Genomic DNA, 22,976 nt, shown 5'->3' on the forward strand with positions numbered 1-22,976 from the left:
GCGAAGCGGAAACCGGCGGGCTCGGTGCGCAACCGGGGCCCGCCGGTTTGCCGACGGGAGCGGTCGGGCAGCAAGGGCCAGTGGCCGCCACCGATGAAACGTCCGCCGTCGTGTTCCGGTACTCGCCCCGCCGCTGGCTCGTCACCATGGGGGTGATCCTGCTCTGCGCGGTCCCCGTGGTCGTCGTCCTCAGCGCTCTGCAGGACAAGAGGTGGTGGGAGACCGTCCTGTTCTACGGTCCACTCGCCGTCGTGTCGGCGGTCATGACCCGCTGGTCCCGCAAGCGTCAGCTCCGACTGCCGCTGCGACTGACCGACACGGCGCTGGAGGTGGCCACCCCGGACGGCGGCACCCTGGCGATCGACTACTCCAACATCGCCCGGGTGCGGATGCACGGCTGGGTGGAACCGCGGCTGACCGTGGAACCGGTGGACCCCCAGCTGGTTCGGCCACCGCTCAAGGCGAACCACTGGTTCGGGCGCGGCCGGAACAAGCCGTACGACGTGATCGTCCCGCTGGACCGGGTGACCCCGGGTCGCGCCACCCTGCGCCGGGAGCTGGACCAGCGGATCTCTGTCGGAATGACGACGCCCCGACCTTCCTCGCCGCGATGAGGCGATCTTGCGCGCATATGGTGCTGTCGGCCACGTCTACAAGTTCCCGACCGACTACTGGCTGCCCGCCGGGTACGCGGCCTACGTGCACACCGGCAAGGGCACCAACGGCAACCGGCACTTCTACTGGGGCCGCTCCGCGTACGTCTGGAACAACACCGGCGACGCCGCGTACCTGCGCAACGCCTCGGGTGCGGCGATCGACTCCTGCTCGTGGGGGAGCAGCGGCAGCTACACGTACTGCTGAACCGGCTGACCATCGGCGCCGGCCTGCCCCCACGGGGTGGGCCGGCGCTCGGGTCGACGGGCGCGACAGAAATGGGCGCGCGAAGCTGATCTTCGATGGCCATACTGGTGCCCATGAAGCTCGCTGAGGCTCTGGCGCTGCGCGCGGACGCGGCCCGCCGCGCCGAACAACTCCGTGCCCGCATCACCGCCAGCGCCCGCTACCAGGAGGGCGAGGCGCCCGCCGAGGACGCGTCGGCCCTGCTCGTGGAGGCGGCCGAGGTGCTCGGTGAGCTGGAGTCGCTGATCCGGCGGATCAACCGCACCAACGCCGCCACCGAGGTGGCGGGGGCGGGCACCCTCACCGACGCGCTCGCCCGTCGGGACGTACTCCGGCTGCGGCACGGCGTGGTCACCGCCGCGGCCAATGCCGCCGCCGGTGAAGGTCAGCGCGGACACCGGCAGCTGCGCTCCGAGTTGAAGATGATCCCGGCGCTGCCGGTGGCCGAGCTGCGCCGGCAGGCCGACGACCTGGCCCGGCAGCTCCGGGAGGTCGACACGCTGATCCAGCGGTCCAACTGGGAGGTCGAGCTGCTGGACTGAGGGCTGCGGAGCAGGTAGCCGACGTGGAGGCGTGCACGACAGCGGGCCGGCTGTAATCCGGTCCAACCTCCTGGCGCGCCGAGGGCGGGCGTGGGGTTCGACTCCCCGATTCACAACGCATGCCCAGCACAGCACACAGGTGACGGCGCACGGGGCACGGCACACCACCAGGTGCAGATCCACGACGGTGAGGGCGGGACAGGGGACCTCCGCGACCCGCGTACGGTTCAGTAGCAACTCACTGCCGGCGATGTCGGATAGGCAGGCACGCCGGCTGGGCTAGGCGATCTGTCGGAGGTCGCTGCCGACCCGCTACCGCTGTACACGCCTCCCCGCCGAACCTCGGCTCGACGAAGGCCGCAGGAGTGATCGGGCCTCCGTGCCAAAGTCCCGGCGATCGGGTACGGGTAGAACCATGGTTTCTGCAAGTGGGCTGACTGCCGGCGGCACCTCGTGACGGCCGCGGGTACCTGGCCCCTCGTGCCCAGCGTGATCGCGTTGCTCGCCGCGCTGGTGGCGATTCTGTTCGCGGGTGGGGCGTTGGCCCGGACGGCAGACCAGCTGGCGGACCGGACCGGCATGGGGGAAGCGGTGGCCGGTGCGCTGCTGCTCGGCGCGGTGACCTCGCTGCCCGGCATCGCCACCACGATCATCGGTTCCGTGCGGCAGGACGCCGAGTTCGCCCTCGCCAACCCGATCGGTGGCATCGCGGTGCAGACGGTGTGGCTGGCGATCGCCGACCTGCTCTACCGCCGGTCCAACATCGAACACGCAGCGGCTTCCCTGGAGAATGTCCTGCAGGCGATCATCCTGGTGGCGTTGCTCTGCCTGCCCGTGGTGGCGTACGCGACGCCTGAACTCACCGTCCTCTGGGTGCACCCGGCGAGCCTGCTGATACCGGTGATCTATCTGTACGGTCTGGCACTGCTCCGCAGGCTCCGAAAGGAACCGATGTGGTTCGCGCGCCGCACCGCCGACACCCGTCAGGACGTGCCGGCCACGACCCCGTCTGAGGTGAGCCTCCGCCGGCTGTGGTTGCGGCTGGCCGCGCTGGCTGCCGTGGTGGCCGCCACCGGTTACCTGATCGGCCAGGGTGGGCTCGGCGTAGTCGCCGCCTCGGGCCTGCCCAGCGGTTTCGTGGGCTTCACGCTCACCACGGCGATCACCTCCCTACCGGAGTTGATCACCCTCATCGCGGCGATTCGCATCGGGGCGTTGACCCTCGGCATCGGCAACATCCTCGGTGGCAACGCCTTCGACGCCTTGATGATCTTCCTGGCCGACGCCGCATACCGGCCTGGATCGATCTATTCGGAAGCGAACCTGTCGGGTCTGCTGTTCACTGGAATGACCACTCTGATGACCGCCACGCTGGCCGCTGGGCTGATCATCCGGGAACGTCGGGGAATCGGCTTCGAAGGGGCCGCGATCCCGTTCATCTACCTGGCCACCGTGGTGCTACTGCTCATCCGACCCGGCTGAACGCCTCCGGCCGACCCGTGCCCCTCGGATCACCCGACCGGCAACTCCGCCACCATCCATGGCGATCCGCTGACGCTGCCTGCTCATGAGGCACGGACCTGGCTGCTGTCACGAACGGAGGGCAGGGCTCAACCGGCCACCCTACGGGCCGCTGGCGTGCGGAAAAGTGGGCCGCCAGGGACTCGAACCCTGAACCTATGGATTGCCGGCGAGCCGGCCTTCTGCGGTGTGGTTCGAGGTCATCCGGCCTGCTGACGTGCTTCTCGGCCGGGTTCGGCTCGCACGGTTGCTGTACTTCGCTGCTGTACTGCTGGCATCAGACCAGGCGCTGGATGCGGACTTTGGGGCGCTCGTTCCTGAGGTGGCCTTGCGTGTGCTGGCGGACCTGCTCGTCCCAGACCTCCTGGTCGTAGTCCGGGTCCGGCGGGATCCACTTGTGTGAGCCATCGCTGTAGTGGAACTTCTCGTCGCCGGGTCGCAGGATGCTCATCGGGTCCAGCCGAGGAATCGGTGGTGCAGGTGACCAGCGGGGACGTGGCCCAGGTCCTCGGCGGCGTCGACGAGCTGGGCTGCCAGGTAAAGGGCGAGTGACACCGGGGCGCGGTCGTACTCCGCTCGCAGCTCTCGACGGCGAGTGTGGCAGGGCCAGTCGGCACCGCAGCCGCCGCACGTCCAGCCCGGCGTGATCGGGAGGTGGGTCGTCATCTCGGCGCGTCCTGGCTCGGCCAGTGGCCGCGGTTGATCGGGATGGGATGACGGCTTCGGCAGGGCAGGTCGCGGCCGCAGCGGCATATGCGCCGCCAGTGCTGCCATGACCAGACGGGTCGGTGCCGGCGGGCGAGGGTCAGCGCCGCCGCCAGGACGTACTCGTCGTAAGACACGCGCCGCCGGCTGTTGTCCTGCCTCTGGTGGTAACCGGCACCCCGCACGCCACCTGCGGTCGAACCAGTTGCATCGTTCGGTCTGGTCATCACGCCTCCCGCCGACGCTGGGGATCCCGTGGGCACCCGGTCAGCCGTGTCCGGAGACAGGGCACCCACGGCAGGACGACCCGCCGCCAAGCTGGGTAGCCCCACGAGCAACTTAGGACGCAATGTGCGCAGGGTCAACAGCTACGACACATAGCGTTGTAAGTCGAGCCAGAGGTGTGGTCTGCTTGCACCAGCCGCCAAGCTGGGAGCACCACCTATGTCTGAAGCCGCCTACCTACAGGTAGCCCGGGATATCCGCGAGCAGGTCAGCTCCGGCCAGTTGAAGCCGGGCGACAAGCTGCCGTCGTTTGCCGCCCTTTGCGAGCACTACGAGGTCAGCAACACCGTGATCCGGGCCGCCATGCTGCTGCTCAAGGCCGAAGGGCTGATCGACGGCCGGCAAGGCAAGGGCGTCTACATCGCCAACCCGCTTCCCAGGTAAGCCCCGGTCGCTCTCTAAGGGCGCGACGTCTCGCTTACAAGCTCTGTGCACCGCGTCCGCGCTCGTCCGGGAACGGCCGCAAGCTCGGAGCCTCGTCGATGTCAGCCCACGTCAGCGTGCCACCGTCCGGCGCGGTTGCTGTCAGCGTTGCTGTCAACAGCCGCTCCGCCCGCCCCCGGGGGATGCGGACACAAGCTCCCGGCCGCTGCCAACTGATGGCAGCCGTCGTCAACGAGCAGGTGCCGGATGTCGTCGGTTCACGTTTCGCGTCGGCTCGCATCGAGGCTCGCGCTGCCTTCTTGCCGCCTCACTGCCTCACGACTCGGCCGTGGGATGCGCCGGCGCTCGACAGGCTCCTCCGGCTCGTCCCTCTGGTCACTGTGAGTAGAAGTGATGATGCGGCTGGCCTCCCGCAGAGCGCGCACGTTTCCCAGCACGTACCACAGCCGTTGGCGCTCAGGGTCGAGCGCTGTAGCAACCGGGACGTTCAACTCTTTGATGATCTGGGCCTTCCTCAGGCGCGTGCGACTGGAAAGCATCAGTCCGTGGACACACATGGCGTACTCCACCAGTAGCTGTCGGAGCGGGCCCCCGTAGACGGCGACGAACCGGCCCGAGTCGTCAAAGAGTTGCTGAACGATCAGGCGCAGACGCTCCTCTTGGCGCACCTGCTCAGCGCGGACACGGTCGCGCACCTCGCGGCTCATGTCCTTCGGCAGCTCTTCTGCGAGTACGCCAGCGGACAGCGACAACCCCACCATTCGGCTCATGAGCTCCCGCCGGGCTGCTCGGCGTTCTTTGTTGGCCTCCACGCGCGGCTTCACAACCTGCTCAACCACCGTCGCGGCCACCACGGAGGTTGCGACGGAAGCAGCGAAGGTCGTGGCATCGATTGGCATCGGGCTCCCCTCATGGGCGACTATCGGTCTTCATCTTGACCTTCGATGGCACACCGTCTGTCGAGCCCGGCACGGCGGGTCGCCGGACGCCGCCTTGCAAAGGCGGCTCCGGGTTGCGGTCGCGTGCCGATCGATGTCAGCGACTTGCGCTGGCGTCACGGACACGGCTGTCCTGCATCAGCTATTGGCGGCCGCAGCTTCGCATCTCGCTGACTTTCTGCTGACCGAGTCCCTGTCCTGGGTTCTCAGCCCGAACGGTTGGGCTGCCGGCGTGGTTGTGGCTCACAGCTGGTACCCGGGTCACGAGCATCAGCCCCCTCGGCTAAAGCCCCTCTCGCCACAGTGACTCTGGGTCAGGGACCAGCTCCCCGGGAGCGACATCCAGGGCTTGGGCGAGGGCCCGGACGGTCCTCATCCTCGGGGCCGTAACGCCGGCCTCAATCCTTGCAATCGTCGCGCGGCCCAGGCCGGAGCGCTCGGATAGGTCGTGCTGCGTCAGGAATCGCGCCAGCCGCATGGCTCGTAGGCGGCTAGCGAGCTGACGTCTTGCGTCCGGCATCAAGTTCTTGATGGCGGAATGATACATTAACGCGACGCGAATGATGCAGCGCGAGGGGGGCCGATGAGCCTAGCGTCCGCCGGTGCGGGGAACGTCAGTGCAGCCTGGGAGACTTCCGGCGATGACTGCTGACGTTGAGCCCTCGCGACTCCAGCCCCAGGTACTGCCGCTCTTTGCCGATCGGACCCCACGTGTTGTTGACTCGGACGAGGCCTTCGGCGACAAAGCAGCCGAGGTCCCGGGACCTGACACCGCTGGCCTACCTGCGCCCACCCAACGAGTGATCGTTGGCGACGCGCGCAAGATCGATCTGCCCGACGCTAGTGTCGATCTGATCGTCACCTCGCCGCCGTACTGGAAAAAGCGTGACTACGGTCATGCGGACCAGATTGGCCTTGAAGACACTCCCCAAGGCTTTGTCTCCTCAATCATGGACTGCTTCCAGGAATGGCGCCGGCTACTGCGGCCAACGGGTTCGATCTTCCTCAACGTCGGCGACACCTACTACAAGCGTTCGCTCATGGGTATCCCGGGTCGTATCGAGGCAGCAGCGATGGACAACGGTTGGTTAGTCCGGAATCGAATCATCTGGGCCAAGGAGAAGGGTCAGGGGATGCCGGAACCCGCCAAGAATCGCTTGGCGAACCGGCATGAGTACATCATTCATTTCAGCCCGCGCACGAACTATTACTACGACCTTTTTGGCTACTCTGCGGAGTACGGTAATGGTGCAAACCCGGGTGACGTCTGGACTATGGGACTTGATAGGAACATGGGCGCTCACCTTGCTCCCTATCCGCGAGAGTTGGTGCGCCGAGCCATCGTCCTAGCCTGCCCTCCGACGGTCTGCACGACCTGCGGCGTCCCGCCTGAGCGGGTCGTCGCAAGGACCGCGCGGCTCGACCCCAGTCGGCCTCAAGCCAAGCGAGCAATGCAGCTCGCGGTTGAGAAGGGTCTCACCGAAGCTCACATTGCAGCGATCCAGGCCACAGGAGTCTCGGATGCCGGCAAGGCACTTTCTTTTCAGACCGGCACTGGTCGCAATTCCAAGTCAGTCCAAACCCTCGCTAGGGAGGCAAAGGAAGCGCTCGGCGGGTATTTCCGAGAGTTCACGTTTGCCAAAAAGATCACGACCGGTTGGACTAGCTGCGGACACGAAGGGCGAACCCGGGGCGTAGTCCTCGACCCATTCATGGGAACCGGCACAACCCTGCAAGTTGCCTTGCAGACCGGGCGAGACGCGATCGGGGTCGATTTGAATCCAATCGCCCCTGAGGTCGGCTAATCTGAGGCGGCCGGGAAGAAGGACACCAAGCGAGGCAACAGAGCATCGTCAGATCGCAGCACAAGCCGAAAGACCTCGTTCCACTGAGGCCTTTCCATCAGCCCTTGGTGGGCCGCTTTATTGCGGTACCGGGAGCGCAGGTGGTCAAGGTCAGTAACGAGAGTCGCAAGACTTGAGAGATCCAGCCCTTCCCCGTCCATGTGTTGACGGAGCTGGCGAGCCACAATGCCATTGCCTCCGCCGAGGGCTTCCCGCAACCTCAACAGCATTGTGCCCAGGGTCCAGCGCTCGGCGTTGCAGCCAGGTTGCCCGCGAACTCCGGACAGTGCGGGCATGGCGAGCCGTTCTCGAAGCAGCCGCTCAATCGGGGCACACAGACCGAGGACCGGGCCGGCAAGATCAGCGCCGTCAGGAGCGGTGACGCCGAAATGGACGGCGGTTTTCACCATCCGCTGCACTTCCTCGCCGAGTTGGGGCCAAGCATCTTCGAGCAACGCCCGAAGGTGCGCAGACGTCGTTTCGAGTACGTGCGATGGAAACTGGCCCGCGAGGGTCTGAAGTTGGGCCACGGCCAGAGCTTGTGCTCGGGCGCCCGCCCGTTCGGCCGTGTCACCTTCCTCATCGTCATCCCTTGTGAGGACCTCCACCTGGTCCGCCGGCACACCAGTGGCCGCCACGACAAGCCGCGCGAGAACGTCAAAAGCACGGGCGCTGCCCTCAACATCACCTGGCTCGACGGCAATAACCTCGATCGTTCCAGCTCCATCGCCCAGGCCGGTCTGCAGGCGGTTGCGGTTGCCGTACGACCCAAAGCCCTTGGGTTCGTGGAAGATCAGACCACCAAGTCGTACGGGTCGCCCTGCATTCGCGAAGTAGCCCAGGAGCTTGTAGAGCTCCTGTCCGCGAGCGGTCCGCCGGCGCAGCTTCGCGTCGACCAGTATCACCTCGGCAGCGCTGTCGACGTGCCTGCACCGGATACCCAGGTCGGGGAAAGCGCGGAGCTGCCGACCTCCGGGCTGGTACCACCAACGGTTGTCAGCTTCTACAAGGACGGCGAGCGCGGGCTGAAAGAACAGCTCGACAGTATCCGCCCCGGCATCCCAGATGAAAAGCGGCGACCGCGTGTCACGCTGCAGCAAGTGGGGAGCGGCGTACCGAGGTGGACCGAGTAGTCGGCTGATCGCGGCCGTGAGCTGAGCCAGGCACCAGAGCTCAAACAACTTGTCATCAAATTGGGGCCCGTAGAACGCCGCGGCCAGCTCTCCTTCGGCTACCTCGGGCTCTCCGCTTATTGCCCTACGAACCCACGCAGCCAGCTGCTCGTAGCCTCCGGCACGGGTCACGTGGCCAGCCCGCAATCTTGCTTCCACCCTGTCAAGCAGCTCGCCAACCGTTTCCCGTTGAGCCGCTCTAGCGGCCTCGACAGCGGCTGCACGGAACGTAGGGTGCGTACCCAGCCTCACCAAATCAGCGCGAGTTTGCGCAGCTGCGCGTCCTTCCGGAGCACCAGCGGTCTGGCCGAGGAGGAGTAGGCATACATCGAGCTCGGCCACCAACCAGTGCAGTGCGAATGCTGCCAGGGTGTTCTCTGGCGTCACCCTGCTGCGCTGTAGGTCAACCACGGGGTAGTGGCGAGGTGAGCTGCGCCGTCCCCGTTGCTGCAAGTAACGGGGGACATCTAGCCGACCGTGCAAGTGGCCTACCTGTACATCACGGACCTGCTCATACCGGAAGTTGGCATTTCGGAGCACGACTACGAGAACTTCGATTAGCTGTCGCCCACTAACGAGAGCGGCGCGGAGCCGGAGAGCCGCTAGTACGGGGTCAACGGCTTGTCGGGTTTGGCCCGGCACGTTGACCGAGTGGGTGCCAACAACCGCCGCCGGCTGGAGCCGCAGCTGGTCACTTCGAACAAAGTAGGTCGCCACAAAGGGGAGGGCTGCGGACAGGGCTGCCAATCGGCTGCGGTCCGTGAAGTAACCGCTCCCCAGGTCCTCCGAGGCTTCCCCGTCCTCGTCGTCCCATGCTTCCTCTATGAGCGTCTCTGCGGGCGGCGCTCCGGTCATGCCGTAGCCGAGGTGTCGCGTAGGTGTTCCGCAGCTCGAATTGTGCGTGCCAATTCAACCGAATGCTCGGCGTGAAGCCACTCGATCAGGCCTTGAAGGACGACAGGCTTGGCCCCGCTCATCTGCGGGACGATCCGGTCGGCTAGCGCGGAGTCGAGCACCGGCATTAGGTCTCCGCTACTGTTGACGCGGAGGACAAGTCGGCGAAGTACGTCAGCGACCTGAGCAGTGCCTAGTGGCCAGCCTCCGCCCGTCGCCCCGGCTGCAGGGTAGCGGACACGAGCAATCACTTCCTTTAGCAGCCCGAGGGACCCTTGGATATCAGGGTTAGCCTGCCAGGCTTCGAGGAGTGCAACGTCATCACGGGTACCTGCCTGATCTGGGTACTCGGCGGCCAGCCAAGTCGCCGCATGTGCCAAGGCAGCGTCGACCTCGGAACCGATGTCATTCTGATGAGGAACACCCACGTAAACGAATTGGAACCGGCGGCTGAGGCCCTGTGAGAAGTCGTAGACAAAAGAGGCGTCAACGTCGTTCATCGTCGCGACGATGCGGAATCTTCGGGGAAATGGGACCACCTTTCGCCCGGGATCGCTCTCGAACCAGAGCTCCAGCGTCTGCTCACCGCTGCCGCCCAGCACGGTATAAAGGCCACCGATGGCCTTGTCGATTTGCGCACGGCTGAATTCGTCAATGATCAACCAATGTGCCTGGTTTGGCTCGTCCGCTGGGTCCTGCTCGTGAGCTCGTGCGGTCCGAGCGCAACGCAGTGCAGCACGGGGTACATGCCCCAGCCACGGGCGTAGAACCTCTTGATCTCCGTCCCCTACGCCGGGCTGGAGGCCGCCAATCACGTCGTAGGTGCTCCAGTCTGCGGTGGCAGTCTGCAACTCGCTGGTGCAATCGAAAGCCTCCGCGAGTGCACGGGCGAGTGTCGTCTTGCCGGTGCCGGGGGGGCCCTGTAGCACGAGGTGCCCGGTGAGCAGGGCAAGCACGCACTGCTCCATAAGGGAGGGATCAGGCATTAGTAGACCGCGGGCTTGCACCGCAGCTTCGACGCGACCGATCAGGGCGTCGACATCGGCACTTTCCAAAGGAAGCGTGGCATAGGCGCTGAGGCGTCGGTAGTCTTCCTCCTCGGCTTCAGGCTCGTCCCGCGGCGGCTCTAACTCAGGCATTGCTACTGGCGGCGGAGTCTTGGGAGCTGAGAGGAGTTCGGCGAGCTCTTCGGGCGGCCAAACTTCCCCCAACTCCGGGTCATCGTCCAGGAAGAGTGGCAGCTCGTCGAACACCAGCTCGGTCTCCTGGCCGGAAAGGTGGAGCTCCTCGGCCAGGGCGGCGAGCAGATCCTCCCTGTTCCCTACGTGACTAGGAACACCAAAGCGGTATCGCCAGATCGCAAGCTCCAGCGGCGGAATCCGCTTCTTGTGCGGGACAACCTTCTGCAAGGTGTTCAGATACTCCGGGCTCCGTCTCGGCTCGACAAAGAGAGCCTTCTCACCCTTGGCCGTTCTGCCCGGATCCAAGACTAGTAGGGATCTCAGTTTTTCGCTGGGCCGATTAAGTTGAGTCCAGACCGTACCTATGGGCCAGCCCCCGTTGGGTGCCCTGACATTCCAAGCCGACTGAAACGGGTCATACCACCGATACGGCTCGCTTCCTGGTACCGCGAAGAAGGCGTCACAGAACTGCACGGCAGTCGTGGTCGTCAGCTCGACCGGTTCCCCGTCGATACTCGCTCCTGCCCACTTAGCGGCAAGCCAGCGAATCACCGTTGAAGCGTCACGACCTAGCTTGACAGCGGCAAGAGCCTCCGCGGCCCGCCTGACCCGTTGCACCGACGGTTGCACTCAAGCTCCTCCGCTCGTGCTACGCGCATGGTTTCGCCGAGGTGCTGACGATATCGGAACCCATCATCGTCGAGGCGCCCCACATCGGCTACGCCATCCCTTTTGCCATCGACCCGCCCTCCTGGGGAGCGGGCCTCCACCCGGCCCGCCATGTCAAGACGGCCTTGACGCACGGTCGGGCGCTGGCGGGTCGGGTGGGGGTCTGCTCGGCTTGCCCGGGTCGATGGCAGGCGGGATGGCCTACCGCAACCACCCACGGACCGGGACCCGCCGGCGGAGCCCCGGCCATCCTGGAGCCGGAGCGCCCCCGCCGGAGGCGCAGTAGCCGCACCCCCGCGACCGCCGCCAGCTCGCCGACGCGGACGGCGTGCGCTCCCCTACGCCGCGCGGGCTCGTGGCCGCGCGGTCCGGCCGGCTGCCGGCCCACAACATTCCGGTCAACGGCCTGTCGTTCTGAGGCGGCCCCTTGGGCTCCCCGCTTCCGCGCCAGCCACCGGGCGTGTTGCGTGGCCGGAGTCGGAGCGCCAGCGGAGCGACGGACGCGCGCCCAGGCGGCGGCGCGTGCGGCCCGTAGCGGGCCGCCTTGATAGACGTACAGAGAGTCCTCCCACACCGGCCGGCAGCCGGCCGGCAGCCGGCCGTTCCACTCCGGCGCGAGGGGTCACGGCGGGTTGACGTGTCGGTACCCGGTGCTACTCTGGCGCTCGTCGAGGACGCCAGCGCGGCCTTCCTGCCGGATCGCTGGACTCGACGTCGGAGATGCCGAGCGGCCTTCCTGCCGCTGATGCGGGCCACGTCCCGCCGGCTCTCGATCGCACCGGCCGCTGTGCCGACTTCTCGAATCCGTTGAGCGGCCCAGCACGGTCTTCCCTGCCGTCCACGATGGCCCGGATTCACGCCTCTCCACGGGTGGGGGCAGCCTGCGGCAACCCGCCGGATGCCGATATCCCGGGCTCCCCACCCGTGCCGGCCTTCATCAACGAGTCCACGAGCGTGAAAGGACATGACCAATCGGCGGGACGTGGCGCGACCACGATTCCGCCCTCCGGCGTCAGCCGCCCTCTCGGCGGTGCCAGGAGACACGACGAACACCACCAGCGGACAGGCGTCCATGGCTGGTGGTGCTTCGTCTCCCGTCCCTGCCACCCCCTGATGAGGAGACAGTCGTGTCCACCACCCCGGCCCCGTGGCGACCCGCTCCCCGACGGTGGGGGAGTACGCCGGCTACTGGCTGCGCGAGGTCGTCAAGCCGAACCTCGCCCCGGGCAGCTACGTCACCTACGAGGTGGTGGTCCGGCTCTACCTCGTGCCGGGGCTCGGCCGGAAGCGACTCGACAAGCTCCGGGTCAGCGACGTCCAGACCTGGATCAACGAGGTCGGGCGGACCTGCCAGTGCTGCGCCCAGGGCAAGGACGAACGGCGCAAGCCCGCCCAGCAGCGCTGCTGTGCCCTCGGCCGCTGCTGCCGGGATCTGCCCTCGGCAACCAGCGTCGCCCACCTGCGGACCGTCCTCCGGACGCTGCTGTCCCAGGCGATCACCGAAGGACTGATCTCTCGCAACGTGGCGTCCCTGGTGAAGCTGCCCCCGGTTCGGAAGCGCAAACAGAAGGCGTGGACGAGCGACGAGGCGCGGCGCTTCCTGGAGTCGGCCCGCGCCGACGACGATCCGCTCTACGCCGCGTACGTCCTGGTCCTGGTGCTCGGTCTGCGCAAGGGCGAGATGTTGGGTCTCACCTGGGCTGACGTCGACCTCGACGCGGGGGAGTTGACCATCGACCGGCAGCTCCAACGGGTCGGTGCCGAACTGCTGCACCGGGAGACGAAGACGGCCGCCTCGGACGCCACCCTGCCGCTGCCCGACATCTGCACCGTGGCGCTCGGCCGCCGCCGCACCGCCCAGACCGCCGCCCGGGACGCCGCCGGCCCGGCCTGGCAGCCATCCGACCTGATCTTCACCACCCGCTACGGCCGGCCGGTCGAGCCGCGCAACTTCAACCGCTTCTGGGACCGCCGCTGCGACGCTGCCGGCGTCCGGCGGATCACCGTCAGGGACGCCCGGCGGACCTGCGCCTCGCTCCTGGCGGACCTGGACGTGCACCCCGGGTGGCGATGCAGATCCTCCGGCACGCGCAGTTCGCCATCACCATGGAGATCTACACGGTGGTCTCCTCGGCGGCCACCCGCGACGCCCTCAAGCGGCTCGGCAACGCACTGGACCGGTAAGGCGCTACTGCTGTACTTCGCTGCTGTACCGGCCCCGCTCACAAAGACAGCGGCCCCGTAGAGGGCCGCTGAGCTGGAACGGAGTGGGCCGCCAGGGACTCGAACCCTGAACCTATGGATTAAAAGTCCACAGCTCTGCCATTGAGCTAGCGGCCCGCCGCACCAGGCTACCGGACCGGGCCCCTCGGGGCCTTCCGGCTTCCCGTCGATGGATCGGCCGGGCCGACTCGACCCGTCGGGCCATGGCCAACAGCGCGGCGACCCGGTTGGCTGGAGCGCATGACTACCGTCGTGCTGGCCGCCGCCACCCTGGTCACCGGGTTGATGGGTGGACTCTTCTTCGCGTACGCCTGCTCGGTCATGCCGGGCCTGGCCGCCACCGACGACCGGACCTTCGTCGCGACCATGCGGTGGATCAACCGGCGGATCCTGAACGGGTGGTTCCTGTCGGCGTTCCTCGGCGCGGCGCCGCTCACCGGCCTGGCGGTGCTGCTGCACTGGGGCGGCGGCGGGCCGGTGCTGGCCTGGACGGTCGCCGCGCTGCTGCTCTACCTGGCCGCGCTGGCGGTCACCGTGCGGTGGAACGTGCCGCTCAACGACCGGCTCGACGCGGCCGGCGACCCCGACGCGGTCGCGGACCTGGCGGCGGTGCGGGCCGGCTTCGAGCGGTCCTGGGTGCGCGGGAACCTGGTGCGGACGCTGACCAGCGTCGCGTCCTTCGGCTGCCTGGTCGCCGCGCTGGCGGTCGACGCGAGCTGACCTAGGCCGTGACCGGTTCGGCGGTTGGGGTCCGGTTCAACGGGTACGACGACTGGCATGCGGATCGTGATCGTGGGGGCCAGCGGCAACGCGGGGACGGCGCTGCTGCGCCGGCTGCGCCAGGAGTCCGGGCTGGAGGTGGCCGGGGTGGTCCGCCGGCTGCCCGCCGAGGACGCCGGTGAGCCGTACGACCGGGTCCAGTGGCACTCCTGCGACATCGGCGCGCCGGGTGCGGCCGACAAGCTGGCGACGATCTTCGGCGGGGCGGCGGCGGTGGTGCACCTGGGCTGGCAGATCCAGCCCAGCCACGACCAGCGCACCCTGCACCGCACCAACGTCGGGGGCAGCCGGGCCGTCATCGACGCGGTGGTCCGCGCCGGGGTTCCGGCCCTGGTGTACGCCTCGTCGGTCGGCACGTACGCGCCCGGCCCGAAGGACCACCCGATCAGCGAGCGGTGGCCGGCGACCGGGGTGGCCGGCTCGTCGTACAGCCGGGACAAGGCGCAGGTCGAGGCGATGCTGGACTCGGTCGAGGCCGAGCACCCGTCGCTGCGGGTGGTACGCCTGCGCCCCGGCCTGATCTTCCAGCGGGACGCCGGCACCGAGATCGCCCGCTACTTCCTCGGCCCGCTCGCCCCGGTCCGGTTGCTGCGCTACGGCCGCATCCCGGTGGTCCCGGCCAACCGTCGGCTGCGGATGCAGGGCGTGCACGCCGACGACGTCGCCGACGCGTACGCCCGGGCGGTGCTGGGTGACGCGCGCGGCGCCTTCAACATCGCCGCGGACCCGGTGCTCACCCCGGAGCTGGTGGCCCGGCACTTCCACGGCTGGACGGTGCCGGTGGCCTCCCCGGTGCTGCGGGCAGCGGCGATGCTGACCTGGCGGGCCCGCCTGCAACCCGTCGACGCCGGCTGGGTGGAGCTGGGGCTCAACGCGCCACTGATGTCCAGCGACCGCGCCGAGACCGAGCTGGGCTGGCACCCGAGGGTGGACGCCCTGACCGCCCTCAAGGAACTCTTCGCCGGCATGGCCACCCGCGCCCACACCGACAGCCCACCCATGTCCGGCGACCCCGATCTGCCCGGTCGCCCCGCCGCCCTCCTCAAGGCCCGCCTCCCCGGCCACCCGAACCCCTACTGACCCCACCCCCACCCCCACCCCACCCTCCAGGCCCCGCCCCAGTCGCGTTGATCAAGAAGTTTTGGCCACGTCGAGGCCGGCGGTTTCTAGGCTTCAGTGCAACTGATCTTGGTTGGGCTGGAGGTGCTGGTGGCGAGGCCGGGTGTGTTGACGTTCGGGCATCGGCAGGTGTTGGAGCATCTGTGGGGGGTTGGTCGGACGATCTCGCAGATCGCGGGGGTTCTCGGGGTGCCGGTGTGCACGGTGTCGCGGGAGGTGGCGCGGAACAACAGTGCGCGGCACGGGACGAAGAACCCGCTGGGGCGGTCACTGCCGCATGGGCGGGGGCGCCGCCCGTATCGGTGGGGTTATCAGGCGCAGTGGGCGCAGCGGCGGGCTGACGCGGCCAGGCGGCGGCCGGCGAGGGCGAAGCTGGCGGTCGGTACGCGGCTGCGGCAGGTGGTGGCGGGGAAACTGGCCCGTAGGTGGTCTCCGAAGCAGATCGCCGCGTGGTTGCGGACCACGTTCGCCGACCGGCCGGAGTTGCAGGTGTCCCACGAGACGATCTACCAGGCGATCTACGTGCAGTCGCGAGGCAATCTGAGGGCCGAGTTGACCCGGCAGGTAGCGCTACGGTCGGGACGCACCCAGCGGCGTCCGCAGTCACGTGCCGCGGGCGCCGCTCGCCGTCGGCGGCCCTGGATCGCAGACCTGCACATCAGCACCCGGCCCGCGGAGGTCACCGACCGGGCGGTGCCCGGGCACTGGGAAGGTGACCTGGTCATCGGCAAGGCCGGCGCCTCAGCGATCGTGACCCTGGTGGAACGAGCCACCCGTTACGTGATGCTCGGCGCCCTACCCCACGGCCGCGACAGCGAAGCCGTCATCGGTGTGCTCACCAACCTGGCCACCCGCATGCCCACGCACCTGCGCCGGTCGCTGACCTGGGACCAAGGCGTGGAAATGGCCACCCACCCCGTGTTCACCGTCGCCACCGGCTGCCCGGTCTACTTCTGCGACCCCCACAGCCCCTGGCAACGCGGCACCAACGAAAACACCAACGGGCTGCTACGCCAGTACTTCCCCAAGAGCAGCTACGACTTCCGCACCATCGACCAGAACGGCTTGGACGAGGTCGCCCACGAACTCAACACCCGCCCCCGACAGACGCTGGACTGGAACACCCCAGCCCAGCGTCTGGCTCACCTCATCACCGCCTAACGATTGCACTCACCCCTTGACCCCGCCGCCCGATTTCTGACCAAAACTTCTTGATCAACGGGGAGAGCCGGGGAGAGCCGGGGAGGCTGCGGGGGGTCAGGAGATGGTGGGTGGGCGGGCGCCCAGGAAGAAGATGCCGGGGAGGCCCTTGGTTTCGAAGCCTTGGCTGGGGTTGTGGCGCAGGGTCGAGTTTTCGATGGTCAGGGTGCCGGTGCGGTCGTTGCTGACGAAGAAGATCGCGCCGCCGCCCTCGTTGGCCTCGTTGTCGCGGATGATCGAACCGGCGACGCGTACCCGGAAGGTGTTGCCGTCGCAGTAGATCGCGCCGCCGCTGCCACCGCCCGGCGTGCCGCCGCGGGCCGGGTTGGCGCCGGAGCCGATCGCCCTGTTGCCGGTGAAGACGCTGTTCAGCACCGTCCAGGAGACGCCGATGCTGCTCAGCGCCGAGCCGTTCGAGCAGACCCCGCCGGTGAAGGTGCTGCCCACGACGTACACGGGCCGGTTGTCGTACTGGCTGAGCGCCCGGATGGCCGCGCCACCCAGATCCGGGCCGGTACGGTCGCAGCGGTTGTCGACGAAGCGGGAGTTGACCACCTTCAGTCGCCCGCCGCGTACGAAGATCGCCCCGCCCCCGCCGCCCTCGGTCTTGTCGCCGGTGGAGTTGCCGCCGGTGAAGGTCAGGTTCTGCACGGTCAGCCGCGGGTGGTCCTGGTTCTGGCAGTGCGAGGTGGTCCAGCCCTGCGCGCCGTCGCAGGTGTTCATGTAGAGGATGCGCCGCGCGCCGCCCCCGGAGAGGGTGACCCTGCCGCCGCCGTCGAGCACAATCTCCGGACCGTTCGCGTTACGGATCTTGGCGGTGGCCTTCATGGTGATGGTGACCGGGTCGGGCCCGCAGTCGAAGGTGATGATCCCGCCCGCAGCGACGGCCTTCACCACCGCGTCCGAGGTGCAGCTCGCCGCCGTGCCCCGGCCGATCGTCCGGGTGGGCCGGGAGGTGTCCACCGCCCGGGCCTCGGCCGGGACCGCCGCGCCGCCGTCCGGGTTGCCGGCCCGCAGCGCCGGGGCGGTGGTGGTGGAACGGGACGGCTTCGGCGACGGGGAGGCGGAGCGGGACTTCGACGGCGGCGGGCTCGGCCGGGCCGACCTGCCCGGCGACGCGGACGCGGCCGGGGTGGCCGGGGCGGTCGGCGAGCCCGACGACCAGGCCGCCACCGGGGCGGCCGGGGAGCCGGCGGACGGCTCACCGCCCCCGCAGGCGGGCAGGGTGGCGGTGACGACACCGAGGACGAGCAGGGCGACAGCGGACTTCACACGCACTCCGCGATGCTAGGACCCCACCGGGCCCCGACACGAACCGTCACCGAACTCTTAACCCGCCGCTAAGCCGGCCGAGCCCGAGCCGGGCTACCGCCCGCGCCCGAGTCGCCGCCCGCGCCGAACCGACGCCCGGGCCGGCCGGGTGCGTCAGGCGTGGGAGAGGGCGAAGGCGGTCAGGAAGCCGGCCACCGTGATCAGCCCGACCAGCAGGTGGGCGTCCTCGAACGCCTCCGGGACCATGGTGTCGGTGATCATCGCCAGGATCGCCCCGGCGGCCAGCGCCGTGATGCTGGCCAGCACCTCCGGCGGCGCCCCGCCCAACAGCGTGTAGCCGGCCAGCGCCGCCAGGCCGCTGATCAGCGCGATGCCCGTCCAGAGCAGGAAGACGTACCGCTTCGTCCGGCCGGCGCGGCGCATGCCCGCCGCGCTCGACAACCCCTCCGGGACGTTGCTCAGGAAAACCGCCACGACGGTGACCAGGCTGACCGGACCGCCGGTCAGTAGGCTCGCCCCGATCACCACTGATTCGGGGATGCCGTCCAGCAGCGCACCCACCGCGATGGCCGACCCGGAGCCGGGCTGCTCCTGCTCGGAAGGCTGCTCCTCGCCGGACCGCTTGCGGTGCCGGGCGCCGTGCCGGGCCAGCAGCACGTTCGCCCCGGTGTACGCCACCGCGCCGACGGTCGCCCCGAGCGCGGTCGGCAGCAGGCCGCCCTGCTCGTGCGCCTCGGCGATCAGCTCGAACGAGACGGCGGAGAGCAGCACGCCCGCCCCGAACGCCATGATCGAGGCGATCATCCGGCCCGGCACCCGGGCGAAGAAACCCACCGCCGCGCCGACCAACAGGGCGGAGCCGGCCAGCAGACCCCAACCACCCGCTTGCAACCACTCAGGCATTACCGCTCGGTACCCCGGGTGTGTCGGGCCCAAAAGCGGGAAGCCCTTCGCGATCGAGGGGGCGGGAAAAATGGAAGCCAGATCCTTCGTGGTGGTCGGCGGGACGAGTGGACTCGGCCTGGCGGTGGCCCGGCTGCTCGTCGACGAGTACCGGGTCGCCGTGCTCAGCGACCAGGCCGACGAGGTCGCCACCGTCACCGACGAGCTGGGCTGCGACGGCAGCGTCTGCGACGTCTCCGACCACGGCCAGGTACGCGAGGCGTTCGCCGCGCTGGCCCAGCGGTGGGGCACCATCGACGGGGTGGCCGCCTGCGCCTCCATGTGGGCCGGCGGTGACCTCGAGGAACTCGCCCCGGAACGGATCCGCCGCGCCGTCGAGGTCAACGCCCTCGGCACCACGTACGTGCTGAAGGAGGCGCTGCACCACCTGCACCGGCAGGGCTACGGCAACGTGGTGTGGATCGGGGCGATGGCGGTGGCCAAGCCCCGGCCGGGCATCCCCGTCTACCGAGCCACCAAGAGCTACGGCGCCAGCCTGGTCGAGTCGCTGGCCGAGGCGCAGCACAGCAACCGGATCAAGGTGATGCAGGTGCACCCCGGGCCGATGCCCACCAAGCTGCAGGAACGCGTCGGCGACGAGTTCCTCGACGAGGTCTACGCCCTGCCCGAGCAGGTCGCCGCCGAGGTCGTACGCCTGCTCCTGCTGGCCCCCGACGACCTGTACGTCTCCGGCGAGCGCGTGCTCCGCGCGGACGGGCGGTTTTGACCGCCACCGGCGCCGGCGCCGAGCGGGCCGTCTCGGCGCTGGCCCCGCTGCGCACGGCCGCCTACCGCAGCCTCTGGCTGGCCCTGCTCGCCGCGAACATCGGCACCTGGATGCAGACCGTCGGCGCGCAGTGGCTGCTCATTCACCAGCCGAACGCCGCGACGCTGGTCGCCCTGGTGCAGACCGCCAGCCTGCTGCCGGTGCTGCTGCTGGCCCTGCCGGCCGGCGCGCTGGCCGACACCTTCGACCGGCGGCACCTGCTCATCTCGGTGCAGCTGTTCATGGTGGCGGTGGCCGCCGCGCTGACCCTGCTCACCGCCGCCGGCCGGATGCCACCGGCGCTGCTGCTCACCCTCACCTTCGCCTTCGGCGTCGGTCAGGCACTCACCCTGCCGGCCTGGGCTGCGATCATCCCCGAGCTGGTGCCGCGCGACCTGCTCCGCTCCGCCTCCGCGCTCGGCTCGATCAGCGTCAACGTGGCCCGGGCCGTCGGACCGGCGGTGGCCGGCGTGCTGATCGCCCGGGTCGGGGTGGCCCCGGTCTTCGCCCTCAACGCGGTCGCCTTCGCGGTCTTCGCGTTCGCGCTGATGCGGTGGCGGCCCGGCAACGCCCGTGCCGTCGAGGTGCCGGAGCGGTTCACCGCCGCCCTGCGCGCCGGCGGCCGGTACGTCCGGCACTCGCCGATCGTCCGGCGGCTGCTGCGCCGGGCCCTGGTCTTCGTCGTACCGGCCAGTGCCCTCTGGGCGCTGCTGCCGTTGGTGGCCAGCCGCCGCCTCGGCATGGACTCCAGCGGGTACGGCGTGCTGCTCGCCGCGCTCGGGGTGGGCGCCATCGCCGGCGGGCTGCTGCTGCCGTGGACCCGTACCCGGATCACCGCCAACCAGTTCCTGCTGCTCGCCGGGGTGGTCTACGGGGCGACCCTGATCGTCGTCGGCACCGTCCGGGTGGTGCCGGTGGTGCTGGTCGCCCTGCTCCCCGCCGGGGTGGCCTGGGTGACCGTGCTGGCCAACGTCAACGCCGAGATCCAGCTCTTCCTGCCCGGCTGGGTACGCGCCCGCGGCCTCGCCGTCTACCAGGTCGTGCAGGGCGGGGCGCAGGCCGTCGGCGCGTTCGCCTGGGGCCTGCTGGCCGACGTCAGCGGCCTGGTCGTCGCCTTCCTCGCCGCCGGTGCGCTGATGGTGGTCGGCGCGTTCACCTCGCAGATCTGGCCGCTGCCGGAGCTGCGCGGCGCGGGCCGGCACACCGAGACGTACCAGCCGAGGCTGAACCTGGCGCTGGAACCGGACCCCCGGGTCGGCCCGGTGCTGGTCACGGTGACCTACCGGGTGCGGGCGGAGCGGCGGGCCGCGTTCCTGACCGCGATGGAGGTGGTCCGGGGCGCGCGGCAGCGTACCGGCGCGATGCGCTGGGGAATCTTCCGCGAGGGCGAGGCCCCCGACCGGTACGTGGAGGTCTACCTCGTGCCGTCCTGGGACGAGCACCTGCGCCAGCACGGCGGCCGGCTCACCGGCGCCGACCAGGAGGCCGAGCAGCGCGCCCACGAACTCGCCGACGGGCCACCCGAGGTGCGGCACCTGATCCCGCCGGACGGCGGCGGGGAGCAGCCCGTCCCACCCACCCCCGCCGGGCCCGGCCTGCCCGGGTGAGCGGCCGGGTCCGCGGTCAGAAGTCGGCGAAGAGGTACGGCAGCGCGCGCGGGAAGATCCGGCGCAGCTCCGCCGCCGCGTCCGGCGGCACCCGGCCCAGCCCGCGTACGTCCACCTCGGCCGGGTCGAGCACCCCGTACGCGAGGGCGGAGAGCCCGGCCGCGGTCAGCGTCGCCGCCGGCGTACCCGCTCCGGCGGCCTCGCCGCACACCTCCAGGTGCCCGGTCGCCCCGTCCAGCAGGTACGTCCCGGCGAGCCACCGGTCACCGACCAGCTCCACCCGGACCCGGCCCGGACCGGCGGGCAGCCCGGCCAGCGCGTCCAGCGACAGCAGCCGGGCCATCGGGGCGGGCGAACCCGGGCCGGCCACCCGCGCCTCCACCCGGACCGCCAGGTCGGTCAGCCACAGCTCGGGCAGCTCGTCGGCGGGCACCGCGAAGCTGACCCGCTCCACCTGGTCGACGTGCCGGGCGAAGAACTGCAACAGCAGCGCCCGCGCGTACGGGTCGGTGGCGAGCAGGTCGTCGCCGACCAGCTCGCCGCCGTGGTCGTCGATCCGGTAGGTGATCGCCCCGACCGTCGTTCCGTCGACCCGGGCGGTCAGCAGCCAGCGGTCGTCGCGGTCCCGCAGCCCCACCGCCCGGAACTCGGGGAAGACCGCGAAGCCGTGCCGCTCGGCCAGGCACCGCTCGGTGAACGCCAGGTAGCCGTCCCAGCCGGCGGCGATCCGCTCCCAGCCCAGCTCGCCGGGGAGGTCGGCGCGGAGTAGCGCCCCGAGGTGCGCCGGGGAAACCGTCACCCGCCGGGGCGCGGGCAGCCCGACGTAGCCGAACCGCTCGTAGAACGACGCCCGGAACGGGTAGAGGGCGGTCAGCGCGTGCCCCTCGTCCCGCATCTCGTCGAGCAGTCGGTGCAGCAGCGCCCGTACGTGACCGCGCCGGCGAGCCAGCGGATGGGTCGCCACCCCGGCCACCCCCGCCATCGGCAGCACCCGGCCGCGCAGGTTCTGCCGCATCGGGACCGCCGACGCGGCGGCCACCGCCTGGCCGTCCTCCTCGGCGACCAGCGTCCGGTTTCCCGAGTTGTACGGCAGGTAGGCGCGGAACTCCTCCACCCGGGCCGCGGTCATCGGCGACGCCTCGAAGGCGTACCCCTGGATCGGGAAACTGTCGGTCAGGCGTTCCTCGGCGGCCAGGCGGCGGATGAGCATTCCCCCATCCCAACCCGCCCCGCTGGCCGGCGCAACCGCTATGCGCCGACGGCGCCCCCGCTCAGGCCTGCGTGACGTCGGAGACGACCACGGTGACGTTGTCCGGCGCGCCGGCCTGGTGGGCGAGCTTCACCAGCTGCTCGCCGCAGTGCTGCCGGTCGCCGTACGTGCCGAGGGTCTGCGCGATCACCTGGTCGTCGACATAGTCGGAGAGCCCGTCGGTGCAGAGCAGCAGCCGGTCGCCGACGAACGTGCTGAGCACGCCGATCGCCGGTGGCGCGTCCTGGCCCTGCACCGCCCGGGTCACCAGCGACCGCTGCGGGTGGTGGCGGGCCTGGTCGGGGGTGAGGGCGCCCTGGTCCACCAGGGCCTGGACGAAGGTGTCGTCCCGGGTGAGCTGGGTCAGCTCCCCGTCGCGGAGCAGATAGCAGCGGGAGTCGCCGACCTGGGCGAGGACCAGCTCCTGCCCGGCCAGCAGCGCGGCGGTCAGCGTGGTGCCCATGCCGTCCCGGGCCGGGTCGACCGTGATGGCGGCGCGGATGCGCTGGTTGGCCGTGCTCACCACGGCGCGCAGCGCGTCCCCGGCCTCGTCGGCGGTGGCCGGCGGGGTCAGCTCGTCCAGGATCCGGATGACGATCTCGCTCGCCACCTCACCCGCGGGCAGCCCGCCCATGCCGTCCGCCACCGCCACCAGGCGGTCACCGGCGAGGGCGGAGTCCTCGTTGTTGGTGCGGACCAGACCGACGTCGTTGAGGATGGCCGAGCGGAGGATCAGCGTCATGGGGTCAAGCTTGCCAAGAACACCCTGCATTCGTCTCTACG

General features: G+C 69.6%; 20 protein-coding genes, 1 tRNA gene and 1 pseudogene. 13 read left to right on the plus strand and 9 right to left on the minus strand.

Annotation, left to right across the window (positions count from 1 at the left end; all coding sequences use genetic code 11):
• Positions 1 to 110: 110 nt before the first annotated feature.
• The 4 genes from GA0074704_RS04210 to GA0074704_RS04225 all read left to right on the plus strand — a co-directional run bounded on the left by GA0074704_RS04210 (position 111) and on the right by GA0074704_RS04225 (position 2,924).
• On the plus strand, positions 111 to 614 hold the full coding sequence (locus tag GA0074704_RS04210) for a hypothetical protein (RefSeq protein ID WP_157743592.1): 504 nt from the start codon (positions 111 to 113) through the stop codon (positions 612 to 614).
• Positions 615 to 621: 7 nt separating this feature from the next.
• The gene (locus tag GA0074704_RS04215) at positions 622 to 861 is read left to right on the plus strand and encodes a lamin tail domain-containing protein (RefSeq protein ID WP_231926756.1); all 240 of its coding nucleotides are present in this window, start codon (positions 622 to 624) and stop codon (positions 859 to 861) included.
• Positions 862 to 974: 113 nt separating this feature from the next.
• Positions 975 to 1,442 (plus strand): DIP1984 family protein, encoded by a 468-nt coding sequence (locus GA0074704_RS04220; RefSeq protein ID WP_088969273.1) that lies wholly within the window; start codon positions 975 to 977, stop codon positions 1,440 to 1,442.
• Between the two features lie 489 nt (positions 1,443 to 1,931).
• Entirely contained in the window at positions 1,932 to 2,924 is a 993-nt protein-coding gene (locus GA0074704_RS04225; RefSeq protein WP_231926871.1) for a sodium:calcium antiporter, read from the plus strand.
• Positions 2,925 to 3,240: 316 nt separating this feature from the next.
• Here the strand turns inward: GA0074704_RS04225 and GA0074704_RS29010 are convergent, their stop codons facing one another.
• Complete coding sequence (locus GA0074704_RS29010; protein ID WP_172880408.1) at positions 3,241 to 3,414, minus strand: hypothetical protein; 174 nt, start codon at positions 3,412 to 3,414, stop codon at positions 3,241 to 3,243.
• 698 nt (positions 3,415 to 4,112) lie between these two features.
• On the opposite strand from GA0074704_RS29010, the gene GA0074704_RS04240 reads away from it, so the two are divergent.
• Positions 4,113 to 4,337, plus strand: coding sequence for a winged helix-turn-helix domain-containing protein (locus tag GA0074704_RS04240; RefSeq protein ID WP_088969277.1), 225 nt, complete (start codon positions 4,113 to 4,115; stop codon positions 4,335 to 4,337).
• Positions 4,338 to 4,594: 257 nt separating this feature from the next.
• Here GA0074704_RS04240 and GA0074704_RS04245 read toward each other — a convergent pair whose 3' ends face one another.
• The gene (locus GA0074704_RS04245; protein WP_088969278.1) at positions 4,595 to 5,236 is read right to left on the minus strand and encodes a hypothetical protein; all 642 of its coding nucleotides are present in this window, start codon (positions 5,234 to 5,236) and stop codon (positions 4,595 to 4,597) included.
• Positions 5,237 to 5,558: 322 nt separating this feature from the next.
• Entirely contained in the window at positions 5,559 to 5,822 is a 264-nt protein-coding gene (locus tag GA0074704_RS29840; RefSeq protein ID WP_088969279.1) for a helix-turn-helix domain-containing protein, read from the minus strand.
• Positions 5,823 to 5,916: 94 nt separating this feature from the next.
• Between GA0074704_RS29840 and GA0074704_RS04255 the strand changes: the two genes are divergently transcribed.
• The gene (locus GA0074704_RS04255; protein ID WP_088969280.1) at positions 5,917 to 7,080 is read left to right on the plus strand and encodes a DNA-methyltransferase; all 1,164 of its coding nucleotides are present in this window, start codon (positions 5,917 to 5,919) and stop codon (positions 7,078 to 7,080) included.
• A 203-nt stretch (positions 7,081 to 7,283) separates the two neighbouring features.
• The gene (locus tag GA0074704_RS04260) at positions 7,284 to 8,252 is read left to right on the plus strand and encodes a hypothetical protein (RefSeq protein WP_157743594.1); all 969 of its coding nucleotides are present in this window, start codon (positions 7,284 to 7,286) and stop codon (positions 8,250 to 8,252) included.
• 890 nt (positions 8,253 to 9,142) lie between these two features.
• Here GA0074704_RS04260 and GA0074704_RS04265 read toward each other — a convergent pair.
• On the minus strand, positions 9,143 to 10,672 hold the full coding sequence (locus GA0074704_RS04265; RefSeq protein ID WP_197697594.1) for an AAA family ATPase: 1,530 nt from the start codon (positions 10,670 to 10,672) through the stop codon (positions 9,143 to 9,145).
• Between the two features lie 1,504 nt (positions 10,673 to 12,176).
• On the opposite strand from GA0074704_RS04265, the pseudogene GA0074704_RS04270 reads away from it, so the two are divergent.
• Positions 12,177 to 13,219 (plus strand): annotated as a pseudogene (locus tag GA0074704_RS04270) (tyrosine-type recombinase/integrase); the annotation flags it as partial.
• Between the two features lie 84 nt (positions 13,220 to 13,303).
• Here GA0074704_RS04270 and GA0074704_RS04275 read toward each other — a convergent pair.
• Positions 13,304 to 13,375: transfer RNA gene (locus tag GA0074704_RS04275), tRNA-Lys, on the minus strand.
• A gap of 123 nt (positions 13,376 to 13,498) precedes the next feature.
• Here GA0074704_RS04275 and GA0074704_RS04280 point away from each other — a divergent pair.
• The 3 genes from GA0074704_RS04280 to GA0074704_RS04290 all read left to right on the plus strand — a co-directional run bounded on the left by GA0074704_RS04280 (position 13,499) and on the right by GA0074704_RS04290 (position 16,318).
• Positions 13,499 to 13,978, plus strand: coding sequence for an anthrone oxygenase family protein (locus GA0074704_RS04280; RefSeq protein WP_088969282.1), 480 nt, complete (start codon positions 13,499 to 13,501; stop codon positions 13,976 to 13,978).
• Between the two features lie 57 nt (positions 13,979 to 14,035).
• Positions 14,036 to 15,118 carry an NAD-dependent epimerase/dehydratase family protein gene (locus tag GA0074704_RS04285; RefSeq protein WP_088969283.1) on the plus strand — a complete coding sequence of 361 codons (1,083 nt, stop codon included), beginning with the start codon at positions 14,036 to 14,038 and terminating at the stop codon, positions 15,116 to 15,118.
• A 96-nt stretch (positions 15,119 to 15,214) separates the two neighbouring features.
• Positions 15,215 to 16,318: an IS30 family transposase gene (locus tag GA0074704_RS04290; RefSeq protein ID WP_088968606.1), complete on the plus strand. Its 1,104-nt coding sequence runs from the start codon at positions 15,215 to 15,217 to the stop codon at positions 16,316 to 16,318.
• Positions 16,319 to 16,414: 96 nt separating this feature from the next.
• Here GA0074704_RS04290 and GA0074704_RS04295 read toward each other — a convergent pair whose 3' ends face one another.
• Positions 16,415 to 17,635, minus strand: a complete 1,221-nt coding sequence (locus GA0074704_RS04295; protein ID WP_172880410.1) for a hypothetical protein — start codon at positions 17,633 to 17,635, stop codon at positions 16,415 to 16,417.
• Positions 17,636 to 17,782: 147 nt separating this feature from the next.
• A complete protein-coding gene (locus GA0074704_RS04300; RefSeq protein WP_088969285.1) occupies positions 17,783 to 18,532 on the minus strand; it encodes a ZIP family metal transporter in 750 nt (249 codons plus the stop codon).
• A gap of 70 nt (positions 18,533 to 18,602) precedes the next feature.
• On the opposite strand from GA0074704_RS04300, the gene GA0074704_RS04305 reads away from it, so the two are divergent.
• Positions 18,603 to 19,298: an SDR family NAD(P)-dependent oxidoreductase gene (locus GA0074704_RS04305; RefSeq protein WP_088969286.1), complete on the plus strand. Its 696-nt coding sequence runs from the start codon at positions 18,603 to 18,605 to the stop codon at positions 19,296 to 19,298.
• Positions 19,295 to 20,944 (plus strand): MFS transporter, encoded by a 1,650-nt coding sequence (locus tag GA0074704_RS04310; RefSeq protein WP_088969287.1) that lies wholly within the window; start codon positions 19,295 to 19,297, stop codon positions 20,942 to 20,944. Before GA0074704_RS04305 ends, GA0074704_RS04310 begins: the two co-directional genes overlap by 4 nt.
• A gap of 16 nt (positions 20,945 to 20,960) precedes the next feature.
• Here the strand turns inward: GA0074704_RS04310 and GA0074704_RS04315 are convergent, their stop codons facing one another.
• Positions 20,961 to 22,154 (minus strand): GNAT family N-acetyltransferase, encoded by a 1,194-nt coding sequence (locus tag GA0074704_RS04315; protein WP_088969288.1) that lies wholly within the window; start codon positions 22,152 to 22,154, stop codon positions 20,961 to 20,963.
• 61 nt (positions 22,155 to 22,215) lie between these two features.
• Complete coding sequence (locus GA0074704_RS04320; protein WP_088969289.1) at positions 22,216 to 22,935, minus strand: PP2C family protein-serine/threonine phosphatase; 720 nt, start codon at positions 22,933 to 22,935, stop codon at positions 22,216 to 22,218.
• Between the last annotated feature and the right edge of the window lie 41 nt (positions 22,936 to 22,976).

Origin of the sequence: Micromonospora siamensis (assembly GCF_900090305.1) — a bacterium.
Taxonomy (GTDB): domain Bacteria; phylum Actinomycetota; class Actinomycetes; order Mycobacteriales; family Micromonosporaceae; genus Micromonospora; species Micromonospora siamensis.

Bases quoted from the DNA above. Each gene is read 5' to 3' on its own strand.
- GA0074704_RS04220 (WP_088969273.1), top strand. From the start codon at position 975: ATGAAGCTCGCTGAGGCTCTGGCGCTGCGCGCGGACGCGGCCCGCCGC.
- GA0074704_RS29010 (WP_172880408.1), bottom strand. From the start codon at position 3,414: ATGAGCATCCTGCGACCCGGCGACGAGAAGTTCCACTACAGCGATGGC.
- GA0074704_RS04240 (WP_088969277.1), top strand. From the start codon at position 4,113: ATGTCTGAAGCCGCCTACCTACAGGTAGCCCGGGATATCCGCGAGCAG.
- GA0074704_RS04245 (WP_088969278.1), bottom strand. From the start codon at position 5,236: ATGCCAATCGATGCCACGACCTTCGCTGCTTCCGTCGCAACCTCCGTG.
- GA0074704_RS29840 (WP_088969279.1), bottom strand. From the start codon at position 5,822: ATGTATCATTCCGCCATCAAGAACTTGATGCCGGACGCAAGACGTCAG.
- GA0074704_RS04255 (WP_088969280.1), top strand. From the start codon at position 5,917: ATGACTGCTGACGTTGAGCCCTCGCGACTCCAGCCCCAGGTACTGCCG.
- GA0074704_RS04280 (WP_088969282.1), top strand. From the start codon at position 13,499: ATGACTACCGTCGTGCTGGCCGCCGCCACCCTGGTCACCGGGTTGATG.
- GA0074704_RS04285 (WP_088969283.1), top strand. From the start codon at position 14,036: ATGCGGATCGTGATCGTGGGGGCCAGCGGCAACGCGGGGACGGCGCTG.
- GA0074704_RS04300 (WP_088969285.1), bottom strand. From the start codon at position 18,532: ATGCCTGAGTGGTTGCAAGCGGGTGGTTGGGGTCTGCTGGCCGGCTCC.
- GA0074704_RS04305 (WP_088969286.1), top strand. From the start codon at position 18,603: ATGGAAGCCAGATCCTTCGTGGTGGTCGGCGGGACGAGTGGACTCGGC.
- GA0074704_RS04315 (WP_088969288.1), bottom strand. From the start codon at position 22,154: ATGCTCATCCGCCGCCTGGCCGCCGAGGAACGCCTGACCGACAGTTTC.
- GA0074704_RS04320 (WP_088969289.1), bottom strand. From the start codon at position 22,935: ATGACGCTGATCCTCCGCTCGGCCATCCTCAACGACGTCGGTCTGGTC.